The organism is Thiothrix winogradskyi (assembly GCF_021650935.1).
Lineage (GTDB): Bacteria > Pseudomonadota > Gammaproteobacteria > Thiotrichales > Thiotrichaceae > Thiothrix > Thiothrix winogradskyi.
Genome location: NZ_CP091244.1, coordinates 2,414,506 through 2,436,771, shown reverse-complemented (window position 1 = coordinate 2,436,771; position 22,266 = coordinate 2,414,506). Strand labels below are relative to the sequence as shown.

Below are 22,266 nucleotides of genomic sequence, written 5' to 3'. Positions count from 1 at the left end.
TACCCACATATTCAGGGTAAACACTGTCATTTCTTGGTTATAGTGTCGACATTATAACTTCAAAGTGTCAACAATGTCAGGATGTTTTTCTTGAAAAAACGCTATTTCGCGGTATTATTGTCAACACAACAGACAAGATGTCGACAAAATGAGGTAGCACCATGGCCTTTCTGACTGCCTGCAAATTGCAGGATCCGGTAACGATTGCAGACAAGTTATTTCTTGATTTGCGGCGTGCCATTTTGGTGGGTGAGATCCCCGCTGGGAAAAAAATTAGTGAGCCAGAGCTGGCAGCAGCCTATGGCGTAAGCAGGGGTTCGCTACGCGAAGCCATTGGTAAACTGGAAAACTGCAATTTGGTAACACGCAAGCCCAATATTGGTGCACGCATCATTGACTTTTCCACAGAACAATTGTTGGAAATTTACCAAATACGCGAGGCTGCGGAAGGTATGGCGGCACGGCTCGCCGCTGAACACATGACAGCAGAGGAATTGGTACACCTGCGCAAGATTCTGGAGCGTCATCACGCCGAAATTGCCCAGCACCAAAGCTATTCACAACATGACGTTGACCTGGATTTTCACTTTTCGATTATCCAAGGCAGCAAGAACAAACGCCTGATTCGCATGTTATGTCAGGACTTGTATGACTTGGTACGGTTCTACCGTTTCCGCCTCAAGTCCGGGTTTAGCCGCAGCGAACAGGCTTTTCAGGAACACAACCTGATCGTGTCAGCCATTGAGCGGCGCGACGGGGAAATGGCGGAAACGCTGATGCGCCATCATATTCGAGCGTCGCGGGATTATGCCTGCAAGCTGCTGGAACAGATGCCGCCATCAGACACTTAACCGCACACACGCTTTCTAGCTTTTTATCAACGGGGATACTGTATGAAGACCGCGAACAAACGACCACTTTCACCCCACTTGCAGGTGTATAAGCCGCAACTCACCTCGGCACTGTCGATCCTGCACCGAGGCACAGGGGTTGTGTTGGCTATCGGCACATTGTTAGTGACGTATTGGCTGGCTGCGATTGCCGGGGGTGAGGAATCTTTTGCCAATGCCAATGCCATTCTTGGCTCATGGTTCGGCAAACTGGTGTTGTTTGGTTGGTCTTGGGCGCTGTTTTATCACCTGTCTAATGGTATCCGCCATCTGGTGTGGGATAGCGGACACGGTTTCGATCTGCCCAGCGTTTACCTGAGCGGCAAAATCGCGGTGGGTGCGTCGTTGGCTCTCACTATCCTGCTTTGGCTTATTGCCTGAACCCTGTTGAGGAATTGCTACACATGAGTTTATTGACACCTTTCAAACGTGCCAGCGGTCTGGGGACTACCAGCGATGGGGTAAAGCACTGGTGGATGCAGCGCGTCACAGCGGTTGCACTCATCCCCCTGACATTGTGGCTTGTATTTGCTGTGGCTGCGCATAGCGGGGAGGACTACGCCACAGTGACGGCATGGTTTGCACAGCCCTTTACCACCACCATGCTGACGCTATTCGTCTTCACCACCTTTCTCCATGCGATGCAGGGATTGACCGTGATCATCGAAGATTATATCCATCATGACGGCTATAAAGTTGCCGCGCTGATCGGGATGAAACTGGTACTGGTGTTGTTGGGAACCAGCAGCATTTTGAGTATTTTACGGGTCGCTTTCGCGGGCTAATGACACAGAGGTTGATTACACAATGACTGAATACAAAATTGAACATCATACCTACGATGTCGTGGTCGTGGGCGCGGGCGGTGCGGGTTTGCGTGCCACTTTCGGGATGGCAGTAAAAGGCTTATCCACTGCGTGTATTACCAAGGTTTTCCCAACCCGTAGCCATACTGTGGCTGCACAAGGTGGCATGTCCGCCGCGCTCGGTAATATGGGGCCGGATAAATGGCAATGGCACATGTACGACACCGTAAAAGGGTCGGACTGGCTGGGCGACCAAGACGCGATTGAATACATGTGCCGCGAAGCGATTCCAGCGGTCATTGAACTGGAACACCAAGGTGTACCGTTTTCACGCACGGAAGAAGGTCGCATTTATCAGCGTCCGTTTGGCGGGATGACCACCGAATTCGGCAAGGGCATTGCGCACCGTACTTGTGCAGCGGCTGACCGCACCGGTCATGCGATTTTGCACACGCTGTACCAGCAATCCTTGCGTCACGATGCGGTGTTTTTCATTGAGCATTTCGCTACCGACCTGATTATGGATGAGGAAGGCGTGTGCCGTGGGGTGCTGGCGTGGGATTTAGCTAACGGCATTTTGCGTATTTTCCGTGCGCAAACCGTGGTGCTGGCAACTGGCGGTTACGGGCGGGCTTACTTCTCGGCAACCTCTGCACACACCTGTACCGGTGACGGTAATGGCATGGTGGCGCGGGCTGGCTTGCCATTGCAAGACATGGAATTCACCCAATTCCATCCAACTGGCATTTACGGTGCTGGCTGCCTGATTACCGAAGGGGTACGCGGCGAAGGCGGCTACCTGACGAATGCCAACGGTGAACGTTTTATGGAACGTTACGCCCCGAATGCCAAAGACCTTGCTTCGCGTGACGTGGTAAGCCGTTCCATGACCGTTGAAATCAACGAGGGTCGTGGTGTTGGTCCGAAAAAAGACCACATTCACCTGCATCTGGAACATTTAGGTCCTGAAGTGATCCATGAGCGTCTGCCGGGTATCGCGGAAAGCGCACGTATCTTTGCGGGTGTGGATGTAACCAAACAGCCAATTCCAGTGCTGCCAACCGTGCATTACAACATGGGCGGCATCCCCACCAACTACCACGGCGAAGTGGTCACGCTGAAAGACGGTGATCCTGATAGCGTGGTACCGGGCTTGATGGCGATTGGCGAATGTGCCTGCGTATCGGTGCATGGTGCGAACCGCCTCGGTTCTAACTCCTTGTTGGACATCGTGGTGTTCGGGCGGGCAACAGCTAACCGTTGCGCTGAAATCCTGACCCCCGGTCTTACCCAACCCGAACTCCCGGCGGCTGGTTTGGCAAAAGCACTGGATCGTTTCAAGCGCATCCATCAGGGCAATGGCAAGACCAGCACCGCGCAAATCCGTGAAGCCATGCAACACACCATGCAAAAACACGCAGCGGTATTCCGTACTGCGCAAACCTTGCAGGAAGGTGTCGACAAAATGAATGAGATTTACGCCAGCTTCAATGATGTCGCAGTAACCGACCGCAGCTTGGTGTGGAACTCTGACCTGATGGAAACCTTTGAGTTAGCGAACCTGCTGGATTGCGCCCAAACCTCGATTCAATGCGCCTTAAACCGTGAAGAAAGCCGTGGTGCACATGCCCGTGAAGACTTCCCGGATCGTAACGATGATGAATGGATGAAGCACTCAATCGCGTGGATAGAGGAGTCCGGCAAAGTCAAAATCGACTATCGCCCCGTCCACACTTACACGTTGACGGATGAAATTGAATACATCGCACCGAAGAAACGGGTTTACTAAGAGGGAGCATTGTCATGGCTGAATTTACTTTACCTGCCAACTCGGTTGTTAAGAGTGGCAAAACCTGGGCTGCTCCTGCTGGTGCAACCCGTGTAAAAAACTTCCGCATTTACCGTTACGACCCGGACAGCGGTGAAAACCCGCGCTGGGATACTTACGAAATCGACCTCGACCAATGCGGGCCGATGGTGTTGGATGCCTTGCTGAAGATCAAGAACGAAATTGACCCGACCTTGACCTTCCGCCGTTCCTGCCGTGAAGGGATTTGCGGGTCGTGTTCGATGAATATCGACGGTACCAATACGCTGGCGTGTATCAAGGCGATTGAAGCTTGTGATGGCGATGTGCAAATCAGCCCCTTGCCACATATGGAAGTGGTCAAAGACTTGATCCCGGATTTGACGCATTTCTACGCACAATATGCGTCGATCAAACCGTGGATGCAGACCCAGACCCCAGCACCACCGGATCGCGAACGCCTGCAATCCCCAGAAGACCGTAAGAAGCTGGACAACCACTACGAATGCATCCTGTGCGCGTGTTGCTCAACGTCTTGCCCTAGCTACTGGTGGAATAGCGACCGTTATTTAGGGCCTGCGATCCTCTTGCAAGCCAACCGCTGGGTGGTGGATAGCCGCGATGAAGCCACGGGTGAACGTCTGGACAATCTGGAAGACCCATTCCGTTTGTACCGTTGCCACACCATCATGAACTGTACCAACACTTGCCCCAAGGGTTTGAACCCGGCGAAATCCATTGCAGAACTGAAGAAAAAGATGATCGAACGGCGGTAAGAACCCCTCACCCCCTCTCCCTCAAGGGGCGAGGGGGACAAGAAATAATATTTTCCCTTTTCTTAGCCCCTCTCCCCTTGAGGGAGAGGGGTTAGGGTGAGGGGTACAAGGATATAACCATGAGTGAACTTTCCCGCGTAAAAATGCGCTGTCGGCGCGGCTTGAAAGAGCTGGATGTGATTTTCCAGCACTATTTAGAACGCCATTATACCAGCGCCAGCCCCACTGAATTGCAACGCTTAGACGAATTACTGGCAATGCAAGACCCAATCATCTGGGACATGTTGCTAGACGCCATACCCTTCCCCGACGAATACGCCGAGCTGATTGCCAAGCTGCGAGTCGTCCATGACTGAACAGCAACAAGCTGAACGGCTGGTACGCCTGCGCTGGGCTTGCCGCCGTACTTTGCAGGTGTTAGATCAGCCTTTAGGGAATTTCTTACAGAATTGTTTCCACACTCTCGATATGGGTGAGCAATTTGCTTTCGAGCGTTTATTAAAATCCAAGGATCAGGAAATTCTTGATTGGCTAATTGGCAATCGTCAGCCCAGAGACACGGGTATGTGCGCTATCATTGAGAGGATACGTCAACACCATGATAACACCGCCAGAGGATAGCCCATGCCTGAATTACACGACCTTTCCCCTATCGCCGCCTACGACTTATTGCAAACCACATCTCACAGCATTTTGATCGACATCCGTTCCGCAATGGAATACCTGTTTGTAGGTCATCCGGTTGGATCCGTGCATATTGCGTGGATCGACGAACCCGATTGGGATGTTAATCCTAATTTTGCTGACGAAATCGAACAAGTACTCACGACCCGTTTTAAAGAAACGCCTCCTAAAGAAGCGCAGGTAGTTTTAATTTGCCGCAGTGGCAAACGTTCACGCGAAGCCGCTAGTGCCTTGCTGGAAGCGGGTTTCCAGCACGTCATGCACATCGACGAAGGCTTTGAGGGTGAACGTGATGCCAACCATCACCGGGGTACGCTAGGTGGCTGGCGTTTTCACGGTTTACCGTGGGAGCAATGCTAAAGTCAGCAAAATTCCACCGTTCATGCTATTTTCATGCGGACAATAACCCTGTTGTAATTCACGGTGTTGCATACTATAAAAAGTGTGTCCCGTAATGTTATTCAAAAATGTTCCAGAAAAGGAGTTTCACCTGCATGAAAGCAAAATCATTAATTGTGCTACTGTTAGCCGGTATCTGGGGAGTGGGTAGCTGGTGGTGGTATACCTGCAAAGTGAAAGGCTTCTGTGGTGCTGATATAAGCTCAGCACAAATCGCGGCGGGTACAGCAGCAACAGGTGCTGCGGCGCTGTCTGGCTCGGCGTCTGATGCCGCCAAGAATGACAAAGCTAATGCTGATAAAGTCGCTGCTGATGCACAAGCCAAAGCTGATGCCGACAAAGCCGCTGCTGATGAAAAAGCCAAAGCCGACGCCGATAAAGCCGCTGCTGATGCACAAGCCAAACCCGACACCGATAAAGCCGCTGCTGATGCACAAGCCAAACCCGGCGCCGATAAAGCCGCTGCTGATGAAAAAGCTAAAGCTGATGCCGATAAAGCCGCTGCTGATGAAAAAGCTAAAGCTGATGCCGATAAAGCCGCTGCTGATGAAAAAGCTAAAGCTGATGCCGACAAAGCCACTGCTGATGCACAAGCCAAAGCCGACGCCGACAAAGCCGCTGCTGAGGCAAAAGCTGATGCTGATAAAGTCACTATGGAAACCACTAGCACCAATCAAAATGGTGATATTGGTCCTGCCACCCTCACCTTCCCAACTGGCTCTGCTAATCCACAGTTAGCCGCGAGTACCAAAGCCTATTTTGAAAAAGTCGCGCAATTCCTGAAAGACAATAGCAATGCCAAAGTCACCATTGTCGGCCATACCGATAACAAAGGCGATCCAGCAAAAAATAAAGCCCTCGGTTTGAAACGTGCCGAAATGCTCCAAAAAACCTTGATCGACCTCGGCGCTCCCAAAGACCGGGTATCAGCCGCCTCTGAAGGTGCTGATAAACCGATTGCTGATAACAATACGGAAGAAGGTCGCAAGAAAAACCGCCGTGTTGAAATCACCCCTGTAAAATAAACGACTGGAGTTGTTACCATGTTTAAAGACATTACAAGCCGTTACGACATGACCAGCGCCAGTCTGGATGTCATCCTCATGCTCGCTGGTGCATTCCTGTTGGGTTTCCTGTTCTGTTATTTCCGCAACCGCTCAGGTCATGAGGAGTAATTCATGAAGCAAACAAGTCCCGACTACACCTTTGGCACTGCCAGTCTGGAAATCGTCTTATTGCTGCTGGGCGCATTCTTGCTGGGTATGCTGCTGTGCTGGCTATTGCGTAAATTAGGTATATGCTGTGCCAACCATGTAATTAACACCAAAGAGCCTTCCTTGGGTCATACCAGTCATGTCAACACCACACGCGAAGGTCAACGTCCCCCTCGCGAGTTTCCGGGCAAGGATCTGAAAGGTGGCGGCTATACGGCTGACATTAACAGCTTATTACGCACCCCTGAGCCTAGCGTGCCAAGCACACCATCCCCGTCATCTCACCATGACGTCAGCGATGTAGGTACTGCCCGCGTTAGTAGCATCCCCCCCAGCTTTACCAATACCGGGCAAGGTCACAAAGACGACCTGAAAAAACTGGAAGGCATCGGCCCCAAACTGGAGCAAGTGCTCAATGCTGCGGGAGTACGTAATTTCGCACAACTCGCCTCCATGACCCCGGACGAAATCAAGCCGATACTGGAAGCTGCGGGCAATCAATTCAAGATGCACGATCCGAAAAGCTGGCCTTACCAAGCAGAATTAGCTAATAAAGGTGAGTGGGAACGTCTCAAGGAATACCAAAATCTGCTAATCAACGGGCGCGTCTAAATCCAGCCCTTCAAAAACCGGCAAATCGCCGGTTTTTGCTAGCAGGATGCTAGTTTAGCCAACACTTCTCATGCATTGAATAAGGAATGACAATCATGAATACCGCCAACACCCCTTATACATTCGGCATGGCAACAGGGGAAATTATCTCACTGCTGTTACTGAGCTTTGTTATCGGCATCTTACTCTGCCGCTTATTTCGTCAAATGGGCATTTGTTGCCGCCCCAGGAAAAAAATGGTTCCGCTTGGCATTACCCCTGTTCCAGCGGGCAAATACCACACCCGTGACGTCAACATATACACCTCGAAACCATCCACCGATGATGTTTATGTGCCCAAAGTAACCGCCAAACCTATCCTTACTGTGCCGGAAGTGACACCGAAACTACCACCACAGCCACCTGAAATATCCCATGAAACCACCGTGGGAATACCTGTGCTGCATAGCGAGCTGCCCCCTTTGCCAGAAATTGACCCGCTGCTGGCTGCTATCGATCCGCACAAACCCATTCTTGACCTAGAAGTGCCAGAACCAGAGAGCACACTGGAGATCATCACCATGCATAACGAACCAATACCAACCGCATCATGGGAGCTTGACCCATTGTTAGCCGGGATTGATCCGCATAAACCCATTATTGACTTACCCGATCAATTAACAACCATAACAACCGATCCATTACTCGATACTATCGACCCGCACAAACCGATTATTGATCTACCTGACATGCCAGAAATAAGCATGAAAACGGATTCATTACTCGATACTATCGACCCGCACAAACCGATTATTGATCTACCTGACATGCCAGAAATAAGCATGAAAACGGATTCATTACTCGATACTATCGACCCGCACAAACCGATTATTGATCTACCTGACATGCCAGAAATAAGCATGAAAACGGATTCATTACTCGATGCTATCGACCCGCACAAACCAATTATTGATCTACCTGATATGCCAGAAATAACCATGAAAACGGATCCATTACTCGATGCTATCGACCCGCACAAACCGATTATTGATCCACCTGATATGCCAGAAACAAGCAGCGCTCAATCCGGCAAAGATGCCACGCTCAACATTTTGAACGACTGGCTGCACAAAGCCAAAGACAGTGTGGAACACCTGACCGAAAAAGCCACTCCAGCGGCTAACGACTGGCTACACAAAGCCAAAGACAGCGTAGAACACCTCAAAGAAAAAGCCGCGCCGGTCAGCAGCGACTGGCTGCACAAAGCCAAAGACAGCGTAGAGCATCTCAAAGAAAAAGCCGCGCCGGTCAGCGGTGAATGGCTACACAAAGCCAAAGAAATCGGCAGCGGTTTCAGTTCAAAAGGCAGTTCCCTCGGCTCTGAAACCTTGGTAAAAGGCAGCTCAACACTCGCCAGCCTCGCTGCCAGCGCCAAAGAACTTACTGAAAAGCTCGCCAGCAACTTGTCGATCAAACACGACGATCTACAAAAGCTCACCGGCATTGGCCCCACATTCGCTTCGGTTTTACACCGCGCGGGCATCCACACCTATCAGCAATTGGCAGAAACATCCCCTCAAAAACTGCAAGCACTGCTGATCGTGGAAGACGAACAATTCAGCAAACACGACACCTCAAGCTGGCCGAAGCAAGCAGCACTCGCCGCGCAAAGTGAATGGGAACAACTCAAAGCCTACCAAGACAACTTATGAACTAAACGCACTGCGAAGGTACTGTACCATTGACCAAACGGTCAGTACCGTCGCAACCGCCAATGCCACCAAACCGATTTCCCGTAGTGGCAACACCCCGAACAAATCTTGGTTATACAACAAACAAATCAAGGCGATAATTTGCGCGGTGGTTTTCAGCTTACCAATAAAAGCCACTGCCACTTTGGAACGGTTGCCGGATTCTGCCATCCATTCACGCAAGGCTGAAATCACGATTTCCCGCCCGATAATAATGACCGTTGCCAAGGTAATCCAAACATTTACCTCGCGTTCCACCAGCAAAATCAACGCGACTGCCACAATTAACTTATCCGCAACCGGGTCAAGAAATGCCCCGAAACGCGATTCCTGTTGCCACAAACGCGCCAGATAACCATCGGCCCAATCGGTCAAACCGGCAATACCGAACAAGATAGCCGCCGCCAAGGGTGCCCAAGGCGCTTCCAGATAAAACAGGAAGACCAGCAGCGGAATAAACGCAATCCGCATCCACGTCAGCAACACCGGCAGGTTGAACACCATATCAACTCTCTTCTCCGTTAAAGAAATCATAAATTTTGCGTGCCAATGACAGGCTAATCCCGGACACTTTTGCTAATTCTTCCGCACTGGCACGCTCAATGGCTTTCAAGCCACCAAACTGTTGCAGTAATACTTGCCGACGCTTCGCGCCCAAACCTTCAATTTGCTCCAAGGGCGATTGCGTCCGCGCTTTTTGCCGCCGCGCCCGATGCCCGGTAATGGCAAAACGGTGAGCTTCATCCCGAATTTGCTGGATCAGGTGCAAGGCTGCCGAATGCTCAGGTAATGCCAAACGTTCACTGCCTTGCTCAATAATCAGGGTTTCTAACCCCCGTTTGCGTCCCTCGCCTTTCGCCACACCGACGACATCTACACCGGTCACGTTTAATTCATGCAACACCGCCAATGCCTGTGCGACCTGACCTTTGCCGCCGTCGATAAAGAGAATATCAGGTAATTTGCCTGCCTGCTCAACAGCTCGACGAAACCCGCGTGTCAGCGCCTGATGCATCGCCGCGTAATCATCGCCAGGCTGGATACCTTCGATATTATACCGTCGATATTCGGATTTTACCGGCCCATTCAGGTCAAATACGACACAAGAGGCGACGGTCGCTTCCCCCATGGTGTGGCTAATGTCGAAACATTCCATACGGGCAGGCAATTCACTCATGCCGAGCGCTTCTTGCAGTGCAAATAAACGCTGCTGCATCCCTGCCCGTGAGAGTACTTGCATTTGCAGGGCTTGTTCGGCATTACGCTGTGCCAATTCCACCCATTTGCTGCGTTCACCGCGTTGAGGTTGGCGAATCAGCACTTTGCGCCCTTGTTTGAGGGTCAACATATCCGCTAAGACATCCGCATCACTGGGCAATTCCGAGACCAGAATTTCGCCCGGCACATCATGATCCAAGTAATACTGCGCCAAGAATGAACTGAGAATTTCGGCACTATTTGCCTCATCATCGGGCAGTTTGGGGAAAAAGTTGCGGTTGCCGAGATTATTACCATTACGTACCGTGAATACCTGCACGCTGGCAACCCCCGACCCTAGGCAAATTGACACCACATCCACATTGCCATTGCTGCCACTAACGTATTGTTGCTGGGAAATATGCCGCAGACTTTCGATCAAGTCACGGTATTCGGCAGCCTTCTCGAAATTCAGCGTCAGCGCGGCACTTTCCATTTTTTGCACCAGCTCATCAATGACCTCTTGGGTACGCCCTTGCAGGAACTGAACCGCATGGCGAATGCTTTGCGCGTACTCTTGTTGGTCGATCAACCCCACACAAGGCGCACTACAGCGCTTGATTTGGTATTCCAGACATGGGCGCGAACGGTTGGCGAAATAACTGTCTTCGCACTGGCGTGCTTTGAACAATTTTTTCATCAAATGCATGGTCTGGCGCACTGCCCCCACGCTGGGATAAGGGCCAAAATACTGCCCCGGTTGCTTGCGCGAACCACGATAAAATTCAATGCGTGGGTATTCGCCCGCTGTGATGTGGATATAGGGATAACCTTTGCCGTCTTTCAGCAAAATATTGTAACGCGGCGAGTGTTGTTTAATCAGATTGCTTTCCAACAACAGCGCTTCGGCTTCGGTATTGGTGATGGCAATTTCTACGTTACAAATTTGCTTGACCATCACAAAAATACGCGAATTGGTCAACGTGCCACGAAAGTAACTAGACAAGCGGTTTTTCAGGTCTTTGGCTTTGCCAACGTAGAGCACCGTGCCGTCATTGCCCAGCATCCGGTACACGCCCGGCTTGTGCGGGGCGGTCTTGAGGAAGTCTTGGGGGTCAAATTTCACGGGGTCGGTTTGCATAGTGGCTATTTTGCCACAGCAAGCATGAAGTTGCTGTTGAAGTTATCCGAGCGACAGAAAAATTACAGACGGGCAACCTGCGAGGCGATTATAGTTATGATCAATTGAAAATAACTGGGGAGATCAAAATGAGCACAGAAAAATACATTGTGTTGCGTAGCCGGGAAGTGTCTTCACCCACGCGGGGCGATATGGGAACGCGCGGCGCGGGGATGAATCCCTTTGCACGTCAACCCGCGACGGTCAGGCTGGAAGAAGCTGACCTGACCAAACGGGAGCGCAATGACTTACGGCGTGATCCACGCACCCGCGCAATTGCCCTGCCAATGCCACTGAAACTCATCACCCCGGTCAGACGACAAACGGCAGATAGCGTAACACCTCCCCCCGCAGACACCACTGCTACTTGGGGCGTGAAAGCGGTACGCGCCCACGAATCACGTTTTGATGGCACGGGTGTAACCGTCGCCGTGCTGGATAGCGGTATCGACCCTCATCATCCCGCCTTTGCAGGCGTGAACTTACTACAACAAAACTTCACCACTGAAGACCCCAACGACCTTGATGGTCATGGTACCCATTGTGCTGGAACCATTTTCGGTCAGGATGTTAATGGCACGCGCATTGGTATCGCCCGCCACATCGAACGCGCCCTCATCGGTAAAGTATTAGGTGAAGGTGGCGGCACTTCGGCCACGCTTGCCAAAGCCATTCAATGGGCGTTGCACGAAGGTGCGCACGTCATTTCCATGTCGGTGGGGATCGACTTTCCCGGTTACGTTGATTGGCTGGTCAAAACCGAAGGGATGCACGTTAACCCTGCCACCTCGATGGCATTGGAAGAATACCGCGCTAACGTCAATCTTTTCACTGAACTTGCCAGCTTTGTGCAGGCATTCAGCAGCTTCGGGCAAGGCGCTATCATCGTGGCGGCTTCCGGTAACGAAAGTATGCGCCCCAAGTATGAAATTTCCGTTGCGCCTCCTGCCGCAGGCACGGGCATTATTGCCGTCGGCGCTCTCGGTGAATCAGACAAGGGGCTGATCGTTGCCGAATTTTCTAATAATCAAGCCGATATTGCTGCGCCTGGAGTCGGTATCCTCTCCGCTGAAGCCGGAAGTAATAAACTCACCAGCATGGATGGCACGAGCATGGCAACGCCACACGCTGCCGGAATTGCCGCGTTATGGGCGCAACGCCAACTGGAAATGACCGGGCGTGTCGAAAACCAAAGCCTGATGGCACAACTGGTCGCCAGCGGCACTTACGCAACGCTTGCCCCGAATAGCGAAGAAGACGATGTAGGCACGGGCATTGTGCAAGCACCGTTGAACTGAGCGTAAGGGCGTGATGAATCACACCCCTACCTGCACTCTTCTTGCCATATAGCAATAAACGGTCTGCCCAAATTCTATAGAATCAGCCGAGGTGGGAAATTTCATTTTCCACCGAAGAACTGGGGGTAGTGTTTATTGATTAACCCCTAATACTAATTCTTACAGGGTGACAACACATGAACAACAAATGGGCATATTCTTATCAGGAAGGCGATGGCAAAAACAAACAACTGCTGGGTGGCAAAGGCGCAAATCTGTGCGAAATCACACAGATCGGTCTCAATGTCCCACCCGGTTTTGTCATCAGCACCGATGCTTGTCTGAATTATCTCGCCCAACCTGAACACCAATTGCCTGAAGGCGTCATGGCACAAACCCGTGAACAGATGGCAATGCTGGAAACCGCCACTGGCAAACGTTTTGGCAGTGCCACTGACCCCTTGCTGGTTTCAGTACGTTCCGGCTCCGCCATGTCAATGCCCGGCATGATGGATACCATCCTCAACCTTGGGCTGAATTCACAAACCCTGATGGGGCTGATTGCCCACACCCGTAACGAACGCTTCGGCTACGATTCCTACCGCCGCTTCATCCAGTTATTCGGCAAAGTCGCCTTGGGCGTGCCGGATGAACTGTTCGACGAACAGTTTGATGCCGTGAAAAAGAATGTCGGCGCGGAATCCGATGTTGGCTTACAAGCTGCTGACCTGAAGGACATCAGCGAACGCTTCCTCGCCGTAGTCCGCCATCATACCGGCAGACCGTTCCCGGAAGACCCTTACGAACAGCTTGAAATCGCCATCAAAGCAGTGTTCAACAGTTGGTCTGGCAAGCGAGCCGTCGATTACCGGCGCGAATTCCACATCACCTCAGACATGGCGAACGGCACTGCGGTCAACGTGGTCACGATGGTATTCGGTAATATGGGCAATGACTGCGCCACTGGTGTCGGCTTCACCCGCAACCCGGCAACCGGCGAAAACATGCTGTACGGCGAATACCTCACCAACGCCCAAGGCGAAGACGTGGTTGCCGGTATCCGCACCCCCAAGCCGCTGCAAGAAATGGCGCAGGAAATGCCCAGCCTTTACACTCAGTTACTGGATCTGCGCAACAAATTAGAGCGCCATTACTGCGAAATCCAAGACTTTGAATTCACCATCGAAAAAGGCGTGCTGTACTGCCTGCAAACCCGCAACGGCAAAATGAACGCCAGCGCAATGGTACGCACTTCGGTGGAAATGGCGCACGAAGGGCTGATCAGCGAAGAACAGGCCTTGCTGCGCGTCAACCCGCAACATCTGGAACAAATGCTTTACCCTCGGCTTGATCCCAAATTCAAGGGTACGCCGCTTGCTACTGGGCTGCCTGCTTCTCCCGGTGCTGCCAGCGGGCAAGTGGTGTTCGACGCTGACCGTGCCGAAGCTCTGGGCAAACAGGGTCTCAAGGTCATTCTGGTGCGCGAAGAAACCAAGCCCGAAGACATCCACGGCTTCTTTGCAGCCCAAGGCATCCTCACCAGCCGTGGCGGCAAGACTTCGCACGCGGCGGTAGTGGCACGCGGCATGGGCAAACCTTGCGTCGCCGGGGCAGAAGGCATCCACGTTGAAGTGCAGTTGCGCAAGGCATTCGTCGGCGGCACGGTCATCAAGGAAGGCGATGTCATTACCCTCGATGGCACTAGCGGCAGCATTTACCTTGGCGCTGTGCCCAAAGTCGAAGCGGATTTTTCCGACGAACTCATCACCCTGCTCGGCTGGGCAGACAAGGCCGCCCGCCTCAAAGTGATGGCAAACGCCGACACCCCCAATGACGCCGCCCGCGCCCTCAAATACGGTGCAATGGGCATTGGCTTGTGCCGCACCGAACGCATGTTCAACGCTGCCGAACGCTTGCCCATTGTCATCGACATGATCGTGGCAGACACTGCCGAACAGCGCCAAGCAGCCCTCGACAAGCTGTTGCCAATCCAACGCGCCGATTTCAAGGAAGTGTTCAAAACCATGTCGCCACGCCCGGTCACGGTGCGCCTGCTAGACCCACCAATCCACGAATTCCTGCCCTCCGAACAGCAACTGGTCGACGAGCTGGAGCAATTGCGCCACCTGCGTTTATCGGTGCAAGGCATGGAAGTGCTGGTGGAAACCGCTAAACTGCTGGCTGGCAGCAATGGCGAACCACTGCCTTCCAGCGTGCATGAACTGGGCGACACCCGTCTAGTTGACAGCGTAATCACCCGCAAGGAACAAATCCTGAAAAAAGTGCGGGCGCTACGTGAAGTCAACCCCATGCTGGGGCATCGCGGCGTGCGTCTGGGTATCACCTTCCCGGAAATCTACACCATGCAAATCCGTGCGGTGCTGGAAGCGGCGGCTGACTGCACCAAGGCGGGCATCCCGGTTTCCCCCGAAATCATGGTTCCGCAAGTCTGTACCGCCGAAGAGCTGAAGCACGTCAAAAAGCTGGTGCAATCGGTACATCAGCAGGTCGAAGCCACTTTCGGCGTCAAAGTCAGCTACCAGTTTGGCAGCATGATGGAAGTGGTGCGTGCCTGTATGCGGGCGGAAAGCTTGGCGGCAGAAGCTGAATTTTTCTCCTTCGGCACGAATGACCTGACCCAAGCCACGTTCTCGTTCTCGCGTGAAGATGCCGAGAACAAGTTCCTGCCGATGTACAACGAACGCGAAATTTTGCAGGACAACCCCTTCGAGGTGCTAGACGTGAAAGGCGTGGGGCGGCTGATGGGGCTAGCAGTCGGCTGGGGGCGCAGCACACACCCCACCCTCAAGGTTGGTATCTGCGGCGAACACGGCGGGCATCCGGCTTCCATCCGTTTCTGCGATGAAATCGGGCTGAACTACGTGTCCTGTTCCGGGCCGCGAGTGCCGATTGCACGCTTGGCTGCGGCTCATGCGCAAATACTGCTGGGCAAGGAAAAAGCGGTCACTGACAAAGCAGTGTAGTGCCCCACGAGCCTCTTCCACTCGGAAGAGGCTTTTTATTGGCTTTGTGTATGCCCATTTGCACATTACCCCTGCTCCCCCTACCATGGCATTTTTCCCCAACAACTGCCCAACATGCCTGACATCGACATCAAAGCCATTGAAGACAAACTGGTCGCCGCCCGCACCAAACTGATTCTGGATAAGCCGTTTCTGGGTGCACTCGTGCTGCGTCTGCCGTTAGAAGTTGCAAATCCGGCATGGTGTCCGACGACCGGTACGGATGCCCGTAAGTTCTACTACAACCCCGAATACGTGCAGGAATTACGCACCGACGAAGCGCAATTCGTCCTCGCCCACGAAGCCCTGCATTGCGCCCTGTCGCATTTCGCCCGCCGCGCCCACCGTGTCAAACACCGCTGGGATCTGGCTTGCGATTACGCCATCAACCCCATCCTGATTGCGGATGGGCTAAAACCGCCACCCGGCATGATCATGATGCGCGAATACGTCGGTATGAGTGCCGAGGAGATTTACCCACTCCTCGACGATAACGACATGACCGAAACGATGGATCAGCATCTGTACGACAAGGAAACCAAGCCCAACGAAGGCAGCAGCGACAAAAGCGAAAACCCGCTGGATAACCGTGACAAACAAGACAACCCGACCAATGCTGACGACAAACCCGAAGAATCCAATACGGATACCGAACCCGATAACGACACCCCACCGCAACAGCCTGACGAACAAGACGCGGGCGAATCCGGCGAAGCCGAATCCCAACCCCAAGATGCCAATGAAGGCGACGGCAACACCCAACAACAATCCCCCGATGAACCCAGCGAAGATGGCGAACCACCCCCGCCCCCGCTGAACCAGCAAGAAGCCGAAGATCTCAGCGTGCAATGGCAACAACGCCTCGCCGGAGCCGCCCAACAAGCGCAACAAGCCGGAAAACTCAGCGGCATCATGAAACGCTTGGTGGAAGAATTGCTACAACCGCGCCTACCTTGGCGCACCTTACTGGCGCACTACATGACGGCGGTGGCACGCGACGATTACAGCTACGCTCGCCCTTCATCACGCCGTGGCGATCCGGCGATTTTCCCAACACTCAAAAGCTACCAAATCAATGCGGTAGTAGCACTGGACGTGAGCGGTTCGGTCAACGACAAAGAATTGCTGGATTGCCTCACCGAAATCAACGCGATCAAAGGGCAAGTTCGCGCTGCCGTCACCTTGCTCGCGTGTGATTCCGAAGTGGTAGAAGGTTTCCCGCGCCGCTTTGAGCCGTGGGAAGAAGCAACCTTACCGCAAGCCATGCCCGGTGGCGGCTCGACCGATTTCCGCCCCGTGTTTGAGTGGGTGCAAACCCAAGACCGACAGCCGGATATTTTGGTGTATTTCACCGATGCGCAGGGGTATTTCCCCAAGGTGCAACCGAATTATCCGGTGATTTGGTTGGTGAAAGGCAAGTCACCCGTGCCGTGGGGGACGCGGGTGCAGTTGAACTAGCAAACCCACTCGCATCACTGCAAAAACTACGGTTCAATACGCACGTAAGGTACCAAATTAACACCACCATCCGTTGCCTTGCCCGGTTGAGCTATTCTGGCATTGCCTGTTTTCAGGGCTTGTACATTGTTTGGTGAACAAAGTTTGCCGTAGCCTTGTAAAGCACTAAATGCCGCAACTCGATTGCTATACTGATTAGCGACTAGCTTTTCAACGTATTGACGTTGTAGATTATGAATGACATAACGGGCAGCAATATCTGCATCACCTTTCATCGCACTATTTAAATATATCTCACACTTCTGGTTGGAATATTGTACACCCGCCATGATGAATTGGTTCCACTCTGCTGGAGAAGCAGGCTCACCTGCAAGACTAGCCAACTGTAGCAACCCTTTATAAACATCATCCTGATTGCGGACATAATCATCGAGATTGCTGGGATTAATTTCTACACTATCATCTGCCATCCCCAATAAGGGTAGATTTGAACAACCTGTTAGTAAACTGGAACATATTACAATGGCATAACTTAAGCATTTAGGCGAGAACACTGCGCGTCCTAGCACGTCACTTTTCTTGTTCATAAACTTGTCCTTTACTAAAAAACCTCGCAGCGACTGTTATAGCATGACTCTAAACCTTAATGAGGACTGAATAATCAAAACCATATTCAATTTTTTCTATCTATAATGCACGGTAGTTAATGAATTAGACATAATTAGCACGCAAAACCAATAATGCTGCCCCAAACGCTGCCTCATCATGCAAGGACGGCACAAGCGGCACACCCATTAGCTTTGCCCGCATTTGCATCCATGCCGGATTGCGACTGCCGCCCCCAACCGTCCGCAAAGTACGCGGATAAGGCGCACCCAGCTCATGCAAACGTTGCCAGCCTGCGTGTTCGATACGGCTCATGCCTTCGAGCATCGCTTGCAGAAACTGCACATCATCCACCGGACGTGGGGTCAAGCGCGGCTGCCATTGCGGATCGGCATGAGGAAAACGTTCACCCGGTTTGCTCAACGGGTAGTAATCCAATCCCATCGGCTTATCTGGCTGAAGTTGCGGCGTCAAACGCTGCAAATCATCGCGGGAAAAGTGCTGCAACAATACCGCTCCACCGCTGTTAGATGCGCCCCCGGCTAACCATTTATCGCCTAAACGGTGGCTGTAAATACCAAATTCTGGCGCAAAGACAGGCTTGTCACTGATGATTTTAAGAGCAATGGTACTGCCTAGCGAGGTGACAGCATCACCTAACTCACTGGCACCTGTGGCGATGAAAGCAGCGATGCTGTCCGTGGTTCCGGCATGAATAATATTCTCCCCTACCTTCTGTCCCGGCGCATACACTGTCAGTAACAAATGGGCAGGTACTAGATTTTTCACCCAAGCAGGCCATTCGCGCTTTACCGGGTCATAGCCCAATTTCAGGCAATTGTTTTCGTCGCTGAAACCGAATGACGCACACGTAGGGGAGGGTGTAGGGGCGGTTCGTGAACCGCCCCTACGTAGTTTTCCGGCAATCCAATCGGCTTGATGCAGGGCATAAGCATGAGCTTGGTCCGGGTAGTGTTCCAGTAACCATAGCAGTTTGGCGAGGCTGCTGGTTGCGCCATGCGCCCCGCTGTCTCGCGGCGCAATCGCGGCAATCCGTCGGGCTTGTTCCAGCGCACGCGCATCGTTATACATCAACGCAGGCGTAGTCGGGTTGCCCTCTGCATCCGCCAACAAAATCGTGCCAGACGTACCATCCACTGCAATCCCTTGCAGATTAGCACGGATAGTTTCAGGAATTTCAGCCATGACTTGCTGCACCGCATCCCACCACAACGCCGTCTTTCCCCCCTCTACCTCTGGGAGAGGGGACGGGGGTGAGGGTTCTTCTGGATAAACCACCCGCGCCTCCGCTCGCACCACCCGATTGCCGTCAATCACCATCAAGCGGCAACCAGATGTGCCTAAATCAAGACCGGCGTAATAACAATTGCTGGGCAGTGCTACGGGCAATTTCAAGCTCCTCATTGGTTGGAATAACCAAAAGCTTGAGGGTAGCAGTTTCCTGCTGAAATTCCAGAATGCCTGTCGCGTGTGTCGCATTTTTAGCAAGATCAGGGTATACACCGAATGCCTGCAAATTGGCACACACTTGCGCCCGAATGCGTGCCGAATGTTCGCCAATACCGCCCGTGAAAATCACCGCATCGACCTGACCTAATGCCGCACTGTACGCACCAATGTATTTTTTCACCCGATACGCAAACATCGCCTCAGCCAGTTGCGCATCGGTATCGCCCGCATCCGCCAATGCCTGCACTTCGCGCATATCACCGACACCACACAGCCCTTTCAAACCGCTTTTCTTATTGAACAGGCTTTCTACATCATCTGGTGATAAGCCGGTTTCGCGTTGCAAGTAAAAATGCAGTGCCGGGTCAATATCACCGCAGCGCGTCCCCATCACCAAGCCTTCCATCGGGGTCATGCCCATTGATGTATCAACGCTTTTGCCTTTAGCAATCGCCGTCGCACTACACCCATTCCCCAAATGCAGGGTAATCAGGTTGAGGTCAGCTAACTCGCGTTGCAAATACGCTGCTGCCTGTTGCGCCACGTAATGGTGGGACGTGCCATGAAAGCCGTAACGCCGCACCTTATGTTGCGTATACAATTCAGCAGGCACTGCATAACGAAACGCCACAGGAGGCATGGTCTGATGAAACGCCGTATCAAACACTGCCACTTGCGGCACACCCGGAAATAGCGCTTGTGACACCTCAATCCCCGCCAAATTTGCCGGATTATGCAGCGGAGCCAAGGGAATCATTGCCCGAATCGCCGCCATCACTTCCGCGTCAATCAGCGCCGGTTGCTTGAAATATTCACCGCCATGCACCACGCGATGTCCAATCGCATCAATCTGCGCAATGCCAGCGAATTGCAAATGTTGCACAATCCGCGCCAGTGCCTCCTGATGTGAGGCAATCTCACCGCCCGCCTCACCAATGCGATCCAGCAAGCCGCCGACCAGCACTTGCTGGGTTTCCATATCGAACACTTGGTATTTAAGCGACGAACTGCCCGCATTCAGCACCAATATTTTCATGCTGCCGTCTCCTGCTGCTGCGCCTGAATCGCGGTAATCACCACGGTATTCACAATATCCGTCACGGTACAACCCCGGCTGAGATCGTTAACTGGCTTGTTCAAACCCTGCAAAACCGGACCAATCGCCACAGCATTGGCAGAACGTTGCACCGCTTTATAGGTGTTATTGCCAGTGTTAAGGTCGGGGAAAATAAACACCGTTGCCTTGCCTGCCACTTCACTATTCGGCATTTTGGAACTCGCCACGTCAGGGTCAACCGCCGCATCGTATTGGATTGGACCATCCAGTTTCAGATCCGGGCGACGCGCATGAGCAATCTGCACCGCCGTGCGCACCATTTCCACATCATCGCCCTTGCCAGATTCGCCCGACGAATACGACAGTAACGCCGTGCGCGGCTCAATCCCAAACATCCGCGCAGTATCAGCAGACGTTACCGCAATATCCGCCAATTGTTCAGCATTCGGATTAGGGTTAACCGCGCAATCGCCATACACCAATACCCGATCTTCCAAACACATGAAAAATACGCTGGAAACCAATGAACAACCCGGTTTGGTCTTAATGATTTCAAACGCAGGGCGAATCGTGTGCTGAGTGGTATGCGCCGCACCGGAAACCATCCCGTCGGCATAGCCCAACTGCACCATCATCGTGCCGAAATAACTCACATCCGCCATCGTATCCCACGAGAATTCCGGGGCAAGACACTTGTGCTTGCGCAGCTCGAAGTAAGCATCGGCAAATTCCTGACGCAACGGCGACCGGCGTGGGTCGATAATATCCACATCACGCAATTTCAGCCCCAGATGCGAGGCTTTAGCGCGGACATCGGCTTCAACCCCCAGCAAGCTCACTTTCACCACATCACGCAATGACAGAATTTCTGCCGCCCGTAACACCCGCTCGTCATTGCTTTCTGGCAACACAATGTGCTTGCGCTGCCTCTTGGCACGCTGGATCAGTTCGTATTCAAACATTAGCGGGGTCATGCGCTGCCCCACATTCTGGATGATCAATTGGCGTAATTGGTGCATATCAACGCACGATTCCATCAAACCCAACGCCACCGCGATCTTGCGCTCGTCAGAGGGTAGAATGCTGCCCTCCACTTCGTTCACTTTGAGGGCTGTCTCGAAAGTATCCAGCGGTGAAGACAGAATCGGCAAGCGCAACGGATTCATGCCTTCCAGCAGCTTGCTGACTTGCGGCGCGGGTTGTTGACCACCCGTCAACACCAGCCCCGCAATCAGCGGATAATTGCTGGACGCATCCGCCGCCAAACTGCCGAGAATAATGTCAGAACGGTCGCCGGGAGTAATAATCAGCGTGCAATTTTCCAGATGTCCGAGGAAATCTTGCACTTGCATCGCCGCCACTTTGTAACGCGAGACTTCGTGATTCATCGACTGCGGCGTACCGTAAAGGCAATCGAAATGCAAAGCGCGGGCAATTTCACCCACGGTTGGGCGTTCCAGCGAACTCTTTTCTGGCAGGACGTAGAATGGGAAACGTGAATTTTTCAATAACGCTGACAATTCATCCACTTCAGCCGGTGGCACACGGTTGGCGAAGGCTGCCAGCAATTCGCAATGCTGCCCAGCCTCCAGATGCTCTTCCAACATGCGTACCGCATCGGCAATTTCCCCCGCCGTGCGCCCTTGACCTTTGACAATCGGCATAAACAAACAGCCGAAGTGATTGGCGAGACTGGCGTTGAAATCCAGCTCCAGCGCCGTGTTTGCCCCGGAAAAATCTGTTCCAGCACACACCACGATGTCCATTTTTTCTTGTACAGCGCGGTATTTGGCGAGGATTAGCTTGAGCAGTTCGTCGTGATTGCCTTCCGCCACCATTTTGCGAGCCACGTCTTCGGTGCAACCGTAGAGTTCGCTGCCAACCATATCCAGCCCGTAACGCTTGGAAATCAGGTGAATCAGCGGGTCATTACCGTTGTTTTCGGGAATCACGGGGCGAAAGAAACCCACTTTCGGCGTCATGGCGCGAAGCATTTCCATCATGCCTAAGACGATGATGGATTTACCGCTGCGAGGCTCTGCCCCGGCTATGTAGATGCTGTGAAACACGAATGTTACCC

21 protein-coding genes are annotated in these 22,266 nt (G+C 52.6%); 15 read left to right on the top strand and 6 right to left on the bottom strand.

The genetic code is table 11. The annotated features are described in order from the left end of the window. Positions 1-161: 161 nt before the first annotated feature. From L2Y54_RS12485 to L2Y54_RS12435, 12 genes are all read left to right on the top strand, one after another. A complete protein-coding gene (locus L2Y54_RS12485) occupies positions 162-851 on the top strand; it encodes a GntR family transcriptional regulator (RefSeq protein WP_236496457.1) in 690 nt (229 codons plus the stop codon). A gap of 42 nt (positions 852-893) precedes the next feature. Further along, positions 894-1,271 (top strand): succinate dehydrogenase, cytochrome b556 subunit, encoded by a 378-nt coding sequence (gene sdhC / locus L2Y54_RS12480; protein ID WP_236496456.1) that lies wholly within the window; start codon positions 894-896, stop codon positions 1,269-1,271. Between the two features lie 23 nt (positions 1,272-1,294). Next, complete coding sequence (gene sdhD, locus L2Y54_RS12475; protein WP_236496454.1) at positions 1,295-1,675, top strand: succinate dehydrogenase, hydrophobic membrane anchor protein; 381 nt, start codon at positions 1,295-1,297, stop codon at positions 1,673-1,675. Positions 1,676-1,697: 22 nt separating this feature from the next. Further along, entirely contained in the window at positions 1,698-3,485 is a 1,788-nt protein-coding gene (gene sdhA, locus L2Y54_RS12470; protein ID WP_236496452.1) for a succinate dehydrogenase flavoprotein subunit, read from the top strand. A gap of 14 nt (positions 3,486-3,499) precedes the next feature. Further along, positions 3,500-4,279 carry a succinate dehydrogenase iron-sulfur subunit gene (locus L2Y54_RS12465; protein WP_236496450.1) on the top strand — a complete coding sequence of 260 codons (780 nt, stop codon included), beginning with the start codon at positions 3,500-3,502 and terminating at the stop codon, positions 4,277-4,279. Between the two features lie 119 nt (positions 4,280-4,398). Then, on the top strand, positions 4,399-4,635 hold the full coding sequence (locus L2Y54_RS12460; protein WP_236496449.1) for an FAD assembly factor SdhE: 237 nt from the start codon (positions 4,399-4,401) through the stop codon (positions 4,633-4,635). Then, entirely contained in the window at positions 4,628-4,900 is a 273-nt protein-coding gene (locus L2Y54_RS12455) for an FAD assembly factor SdhE (RefSeq protein WP_236496447.1), read from the top strand. Before L2Y54_RS12460 ends, L2Y54_RS12455 begins: the two co-directional genes overlap by 8 nt. Positions 4,901-4,903: 3 nt before the next feature. Continuing rightward, positions 4,904-5,323, top strand: a complete 420-nt coding sequence (locus L2Y54_RS12450; RefSeq protein WP_236496445.1) for a rhodanese-like domain-containing protein — start codon at positions 4,904-4,906, stop codon at positions 5,321-5,323. A gap of 134 nt (positions 5,324-5,457) precedes the next feature. Continuing rightward, positions 5,458-6,387: an OmpA family protein gene (locus L2Y54_RS12445; protein ID WP_236496443.1), complete on the top strand. Its 930-nt coding sequence runs from the start codon at positions 5,458-5,460 to the stop codon at positions 6,385-6,387. Positions 6,388-6,405: 18 nt separating this feature from the next. Further along, positions 6,406-6,537 (top strand): hypothetical protein, encoded by a 132-nt coding sequence (locus L2Y54_RS21710; protein ID WP_255697746.1) that lies wholly within the window; start codon positions 6,406-6,408, stop codon positions 6,535-6,537. A 3-nt stretch (positions 6,538-6,540) separates the two neighbouring features. Next, positions 6,541-7,188 carry a hypothetical protein gene (locus L2Y54_RS12440; RefSeq protein ID WP_236496442.1) on the top strand — a complete coding sequence of 216 codons (648 nt, stop codon included), beginning with the start codon at positions 6,541-6,543 and terminating at the stop codon, positions 7,186-7,188. Positions 7,189-7,283: 95 nt separating this feature from the next. After that, positions 7,284-8,879, top strand: coding sequence for a hypothetical protein (locus L2Y54_RS12435; protein WP_236496441.1), 1,596 nt, complete (start codon positions 7,284-7,286; stop codon positions 8,877-8,879). On the opposite strand, the gene pgsA is transcribed toward L2Y54_RS12435, so the two are convergent. Together pgsA and uvrC are read right to left on the bottom strand one after the other, a co-directional pair. After that, positions 8,874-9,422, bottom strand: a complete 549-nt coding sequence (gene pgsA, locus L2Y54_RS12430; protein WP_236496439.1) for a CDP-diacylglycerol--glycerol-3-phosphate 3-phosphatidyltransferase — start codon at positions 9,420-9,422, stop codon at positions 8,874-8,876. The genes L2Y54_RS12435 and pgsA overlap by 6 nt on opposite strands. A gap of 1 nt (position 9,423) precedes the next feature. Beyond that, positions 9,424-11,256: an excinuclease ABC subunit UvrC gene (uvrC, locus tag L2Y54_RS12425; protein WP_236496437.1), complete on the bottom strand. Its 1,833-nt coding sequence runs from the start codon at positions 11,254-11,256 to the stop codon at positions 9,424-9,426. A 128-nt stretch (positions 11,257-11,384) separates the two neighbouring features. Here uvrC and L2Y54_RS12420 point away from each other — a divergent pair, with 128 nt between their 5' ends. From L2Y54_RS12420 to L2Y54_RS12410, 3 genes are all read left to right on the top strand, one after another. Further along, the gene (locus L2Y54_RS12420) at positions 11,385-12,593 is read left to right on the top strand and encodes a S8 family peptidase (RefSeq protein WP_236496435.1); all 1,209 of its coding nucleotides are present in this window, start codon (positions 11,385-11,387) and stop codon (positions 12,591-12,593) included. Positions 12,594-12,769: 176 nt separating this feature from the next. After that, entirely contained in the window at positions 12,770-15,556 is a 2,787-nt protein-coding gene (ppdK, locus tag L2Y54_RS12415) for a pyruvate, phosphate dikinase (RefSeq protein ID WP_236496434.1), read from the top strand. Between the two features lie 114 nt (positions 15,557-15,670). After that, positions 15,671-17,053, top strand: a complete 1,383-nt coding sequence (locus L2Y54_RS12410; RefSeq protein WP_236496432.1) for a vWA domain-containing protein — start codon at positions 15,671-15,673, stop codon at positions 17,051-17,053. Positions 17,054-17,079: 26 nt separating this feature from the next. Here L2Y54_RS12410 and L2Y54_RS12405 read toward each other — a convergent pair whose 3' ends face one another. The 4 genes from L2Y54_RS12405 to pta form a co-directional block, all read right to left on the bottom strand. Next, positions 17,080-17,640, bottom strand: coding sequence for a hypothetical protein (locus L2Y54_RS12405; RefSeq protein WP_236496431.1), 561 nt, complete (start codon positions 17,638-17,640; stop codon positions 17,080-17,082). 124 nt (positions 17,641-17,764) lie between these two features. Further along, positions 17,765-19,069 carry an FGGY-family carbohydrate kinase gene (locus tag L2Y54_RS12400; RefSeq protein WP_236496429.1) on the bottom strand — a complete coding sequence of 435 codons (1,305 nt, stop codon included), beginning with the start codon at positions 19,067-19,069 and terminating at the stop codon, positions 17,765-17,767. After that, positions 19,026-20,165 (bottom strand): acetate/propionate family kinase, encoded by a 1,140-nt coding sequence (locus L2Y54_RS12395; protein ID WP_236496427.1) that lies wholly within the window; start codon positions 20,163-20,165, stop codon positions 19,026-19,028. Before L2Y54_RS12395 ends, L2Y54_RS12400 begins: the two co-directional genes overlap by 44 nt. Beyond that, positions 20,162-22,255, bottom strand: a complete 2,094-nt coding sequence (gene pta / locus L2Y54_RS12390) for a phosphate acetyltransferase (protein WP_236496426.1) — start codon at positions 22,253-22,255, stop codon at positions 20,162-20,164. Before pta ends, L2Y54_RS12395 begins: the two co-directional genes overlap by 4 nt. Positions 22,256-22,266: the final 11 nt, after the last annotated feature.

What these genes read in the sequence shown, in the direction of transcription:
- L2Y54_RS12485 (WP_236496457.1), top strand. Translation starts at nt 162, where the DNA reads ATGGCCTTTCTGACTGCCTGCAAATTGCAGGATCCGGTAACGATTGCA.
- sdhC (WP_236496456.1), top strand. Translation starts at nt 894, where the DNA reads ATGAAGACCGCGAACAAACGACCACTTTCACCCCACTTGCAGGTGTAT.
- sdhD (WP_236496454.1), top strand. Translation starts at nt 1,295, where the DNA reads ATGAGTTTATTGACACCTTTCAAACGTGCCAGCGGTCTGGGGACTACC.
- sdhA (WP_236496452.1), top strand. Translation starts at nt 1,698, where the DNA reads ATGACTGAATACAAAATTGAACATCATACCTACGATGTCGTGGTCGTG.
- L2Y54_RS12465 (WP_236496450.1), top strand. Translation starts at nt 3,500, where the DNA reads ATGGCTGAATTTACTTTACCTGCCAACTCGGTTGTTAAGAGTGGCAAA.
- L2Y54_RS12460 (WP_236496449.1), top strand. Translation starts at nt 4,399, where the DNA reads ATGAGTGAACTTTCCCGCGTAAAAATGCGCTGTCGGCGCGGCTTGAAA.
- L2Y54_RS12455 (WP_236496447.1), top strand. Translation starts at nt 4,628, where the DNA reads ATGACTGAACAGCAACAAGCTGAACGGCTGGTACGCCTGCGCTGGGCT.
- L2Y54_RS12450 (WP_236496445.1), top strand. Translation starts at nt 4,904, where the DNA reads ATGCCTGAATTACACGACCTTTCCCCTATCGCCGCCTACGACTTATTG.
- L2Y54_RS12445 (WP_236496443.1), top strand. Translation starts at nt 5,458, where the DNA reads ATGAAAGCAAAATCATTAATTGTGCTACTGTTAGCCGGTATCTGGGGA.
- L2Y54_RS21710 (WP_255697746.1), top strand. Translation starts at nt 6,406, where the DNA reads ATGTTTAAAGACATTACAAGCCGTTACGACATGACCAGCGCCAGTCTG.
- L2Y54_RS12440 (WP_236496442.1), top strand. Translation starts at nt 6,541, where the DNA reads ATGAAGCAAACAAGTCCCGACTACACCTTTGGCACTGCCAGTCTGGAA.
- L2Y54_RS12435 (WP_236496441.1), top strand. Translation starts at nt 7,284, where the DNA reads ATGAATACCGCCAACACCCCTTATACATTCGGCATGGCAACAGGGGAA.
- pgsA (WP_236496439.1), bottom strand. Translation starts at nt 9,422, where the DNA reads ATGGTGTTCAACCTGCCGGTGTTGCTGACGTGGATGCGGATTGCGTTT.
- uvrC (WP_236496437.1), bottom strand. Translation starts at nt 11,256, where the DNA reads ATGCAAACCGACCCCGTGAAATTTGACCCCCAAGACTTCCTCAAGACC.
- L2Y54_RS12420 (WP_236496435.1), top strand. Translation starts at nt 11,385, where the DNA reads ATGAGCACAGAAAAATACATTGTGTTGCGTAGCCGGGAAGTGTCTTCA.
- ppdK (WP_236496434.1), top strand. Translation starts at nt 12,770, where the DNA reads ATGAACAACAAATGGGCATATTCTTATCAGGAAGGCGATGGCAAAAAC.
- L2Y54_RS12410 (WP_236496432.1), top strand. Translation starts at nt 15,671, where the DNA reads ATGCCTGACATCGACATCAAAGCCATTGAAGACAAACTGGTCGCCGCC.
- L2Y54_RS12405 (WP_236496431.1), bottom strand. Translation starts at nt 17,640, where the DNA reads ATGAACAAGAAAAGTGACGTGCTAGGACGCGCAGTGTTCTCGCCTAAA.
- L2Y54_RS12395 (WP_236496427.1), bottom strand. Translation starts at nt 20,165, where the DNA reads ATGAAAATATTGGTGCTGAATGCGGGCAGTTCGTCGCTTAAATACCAA.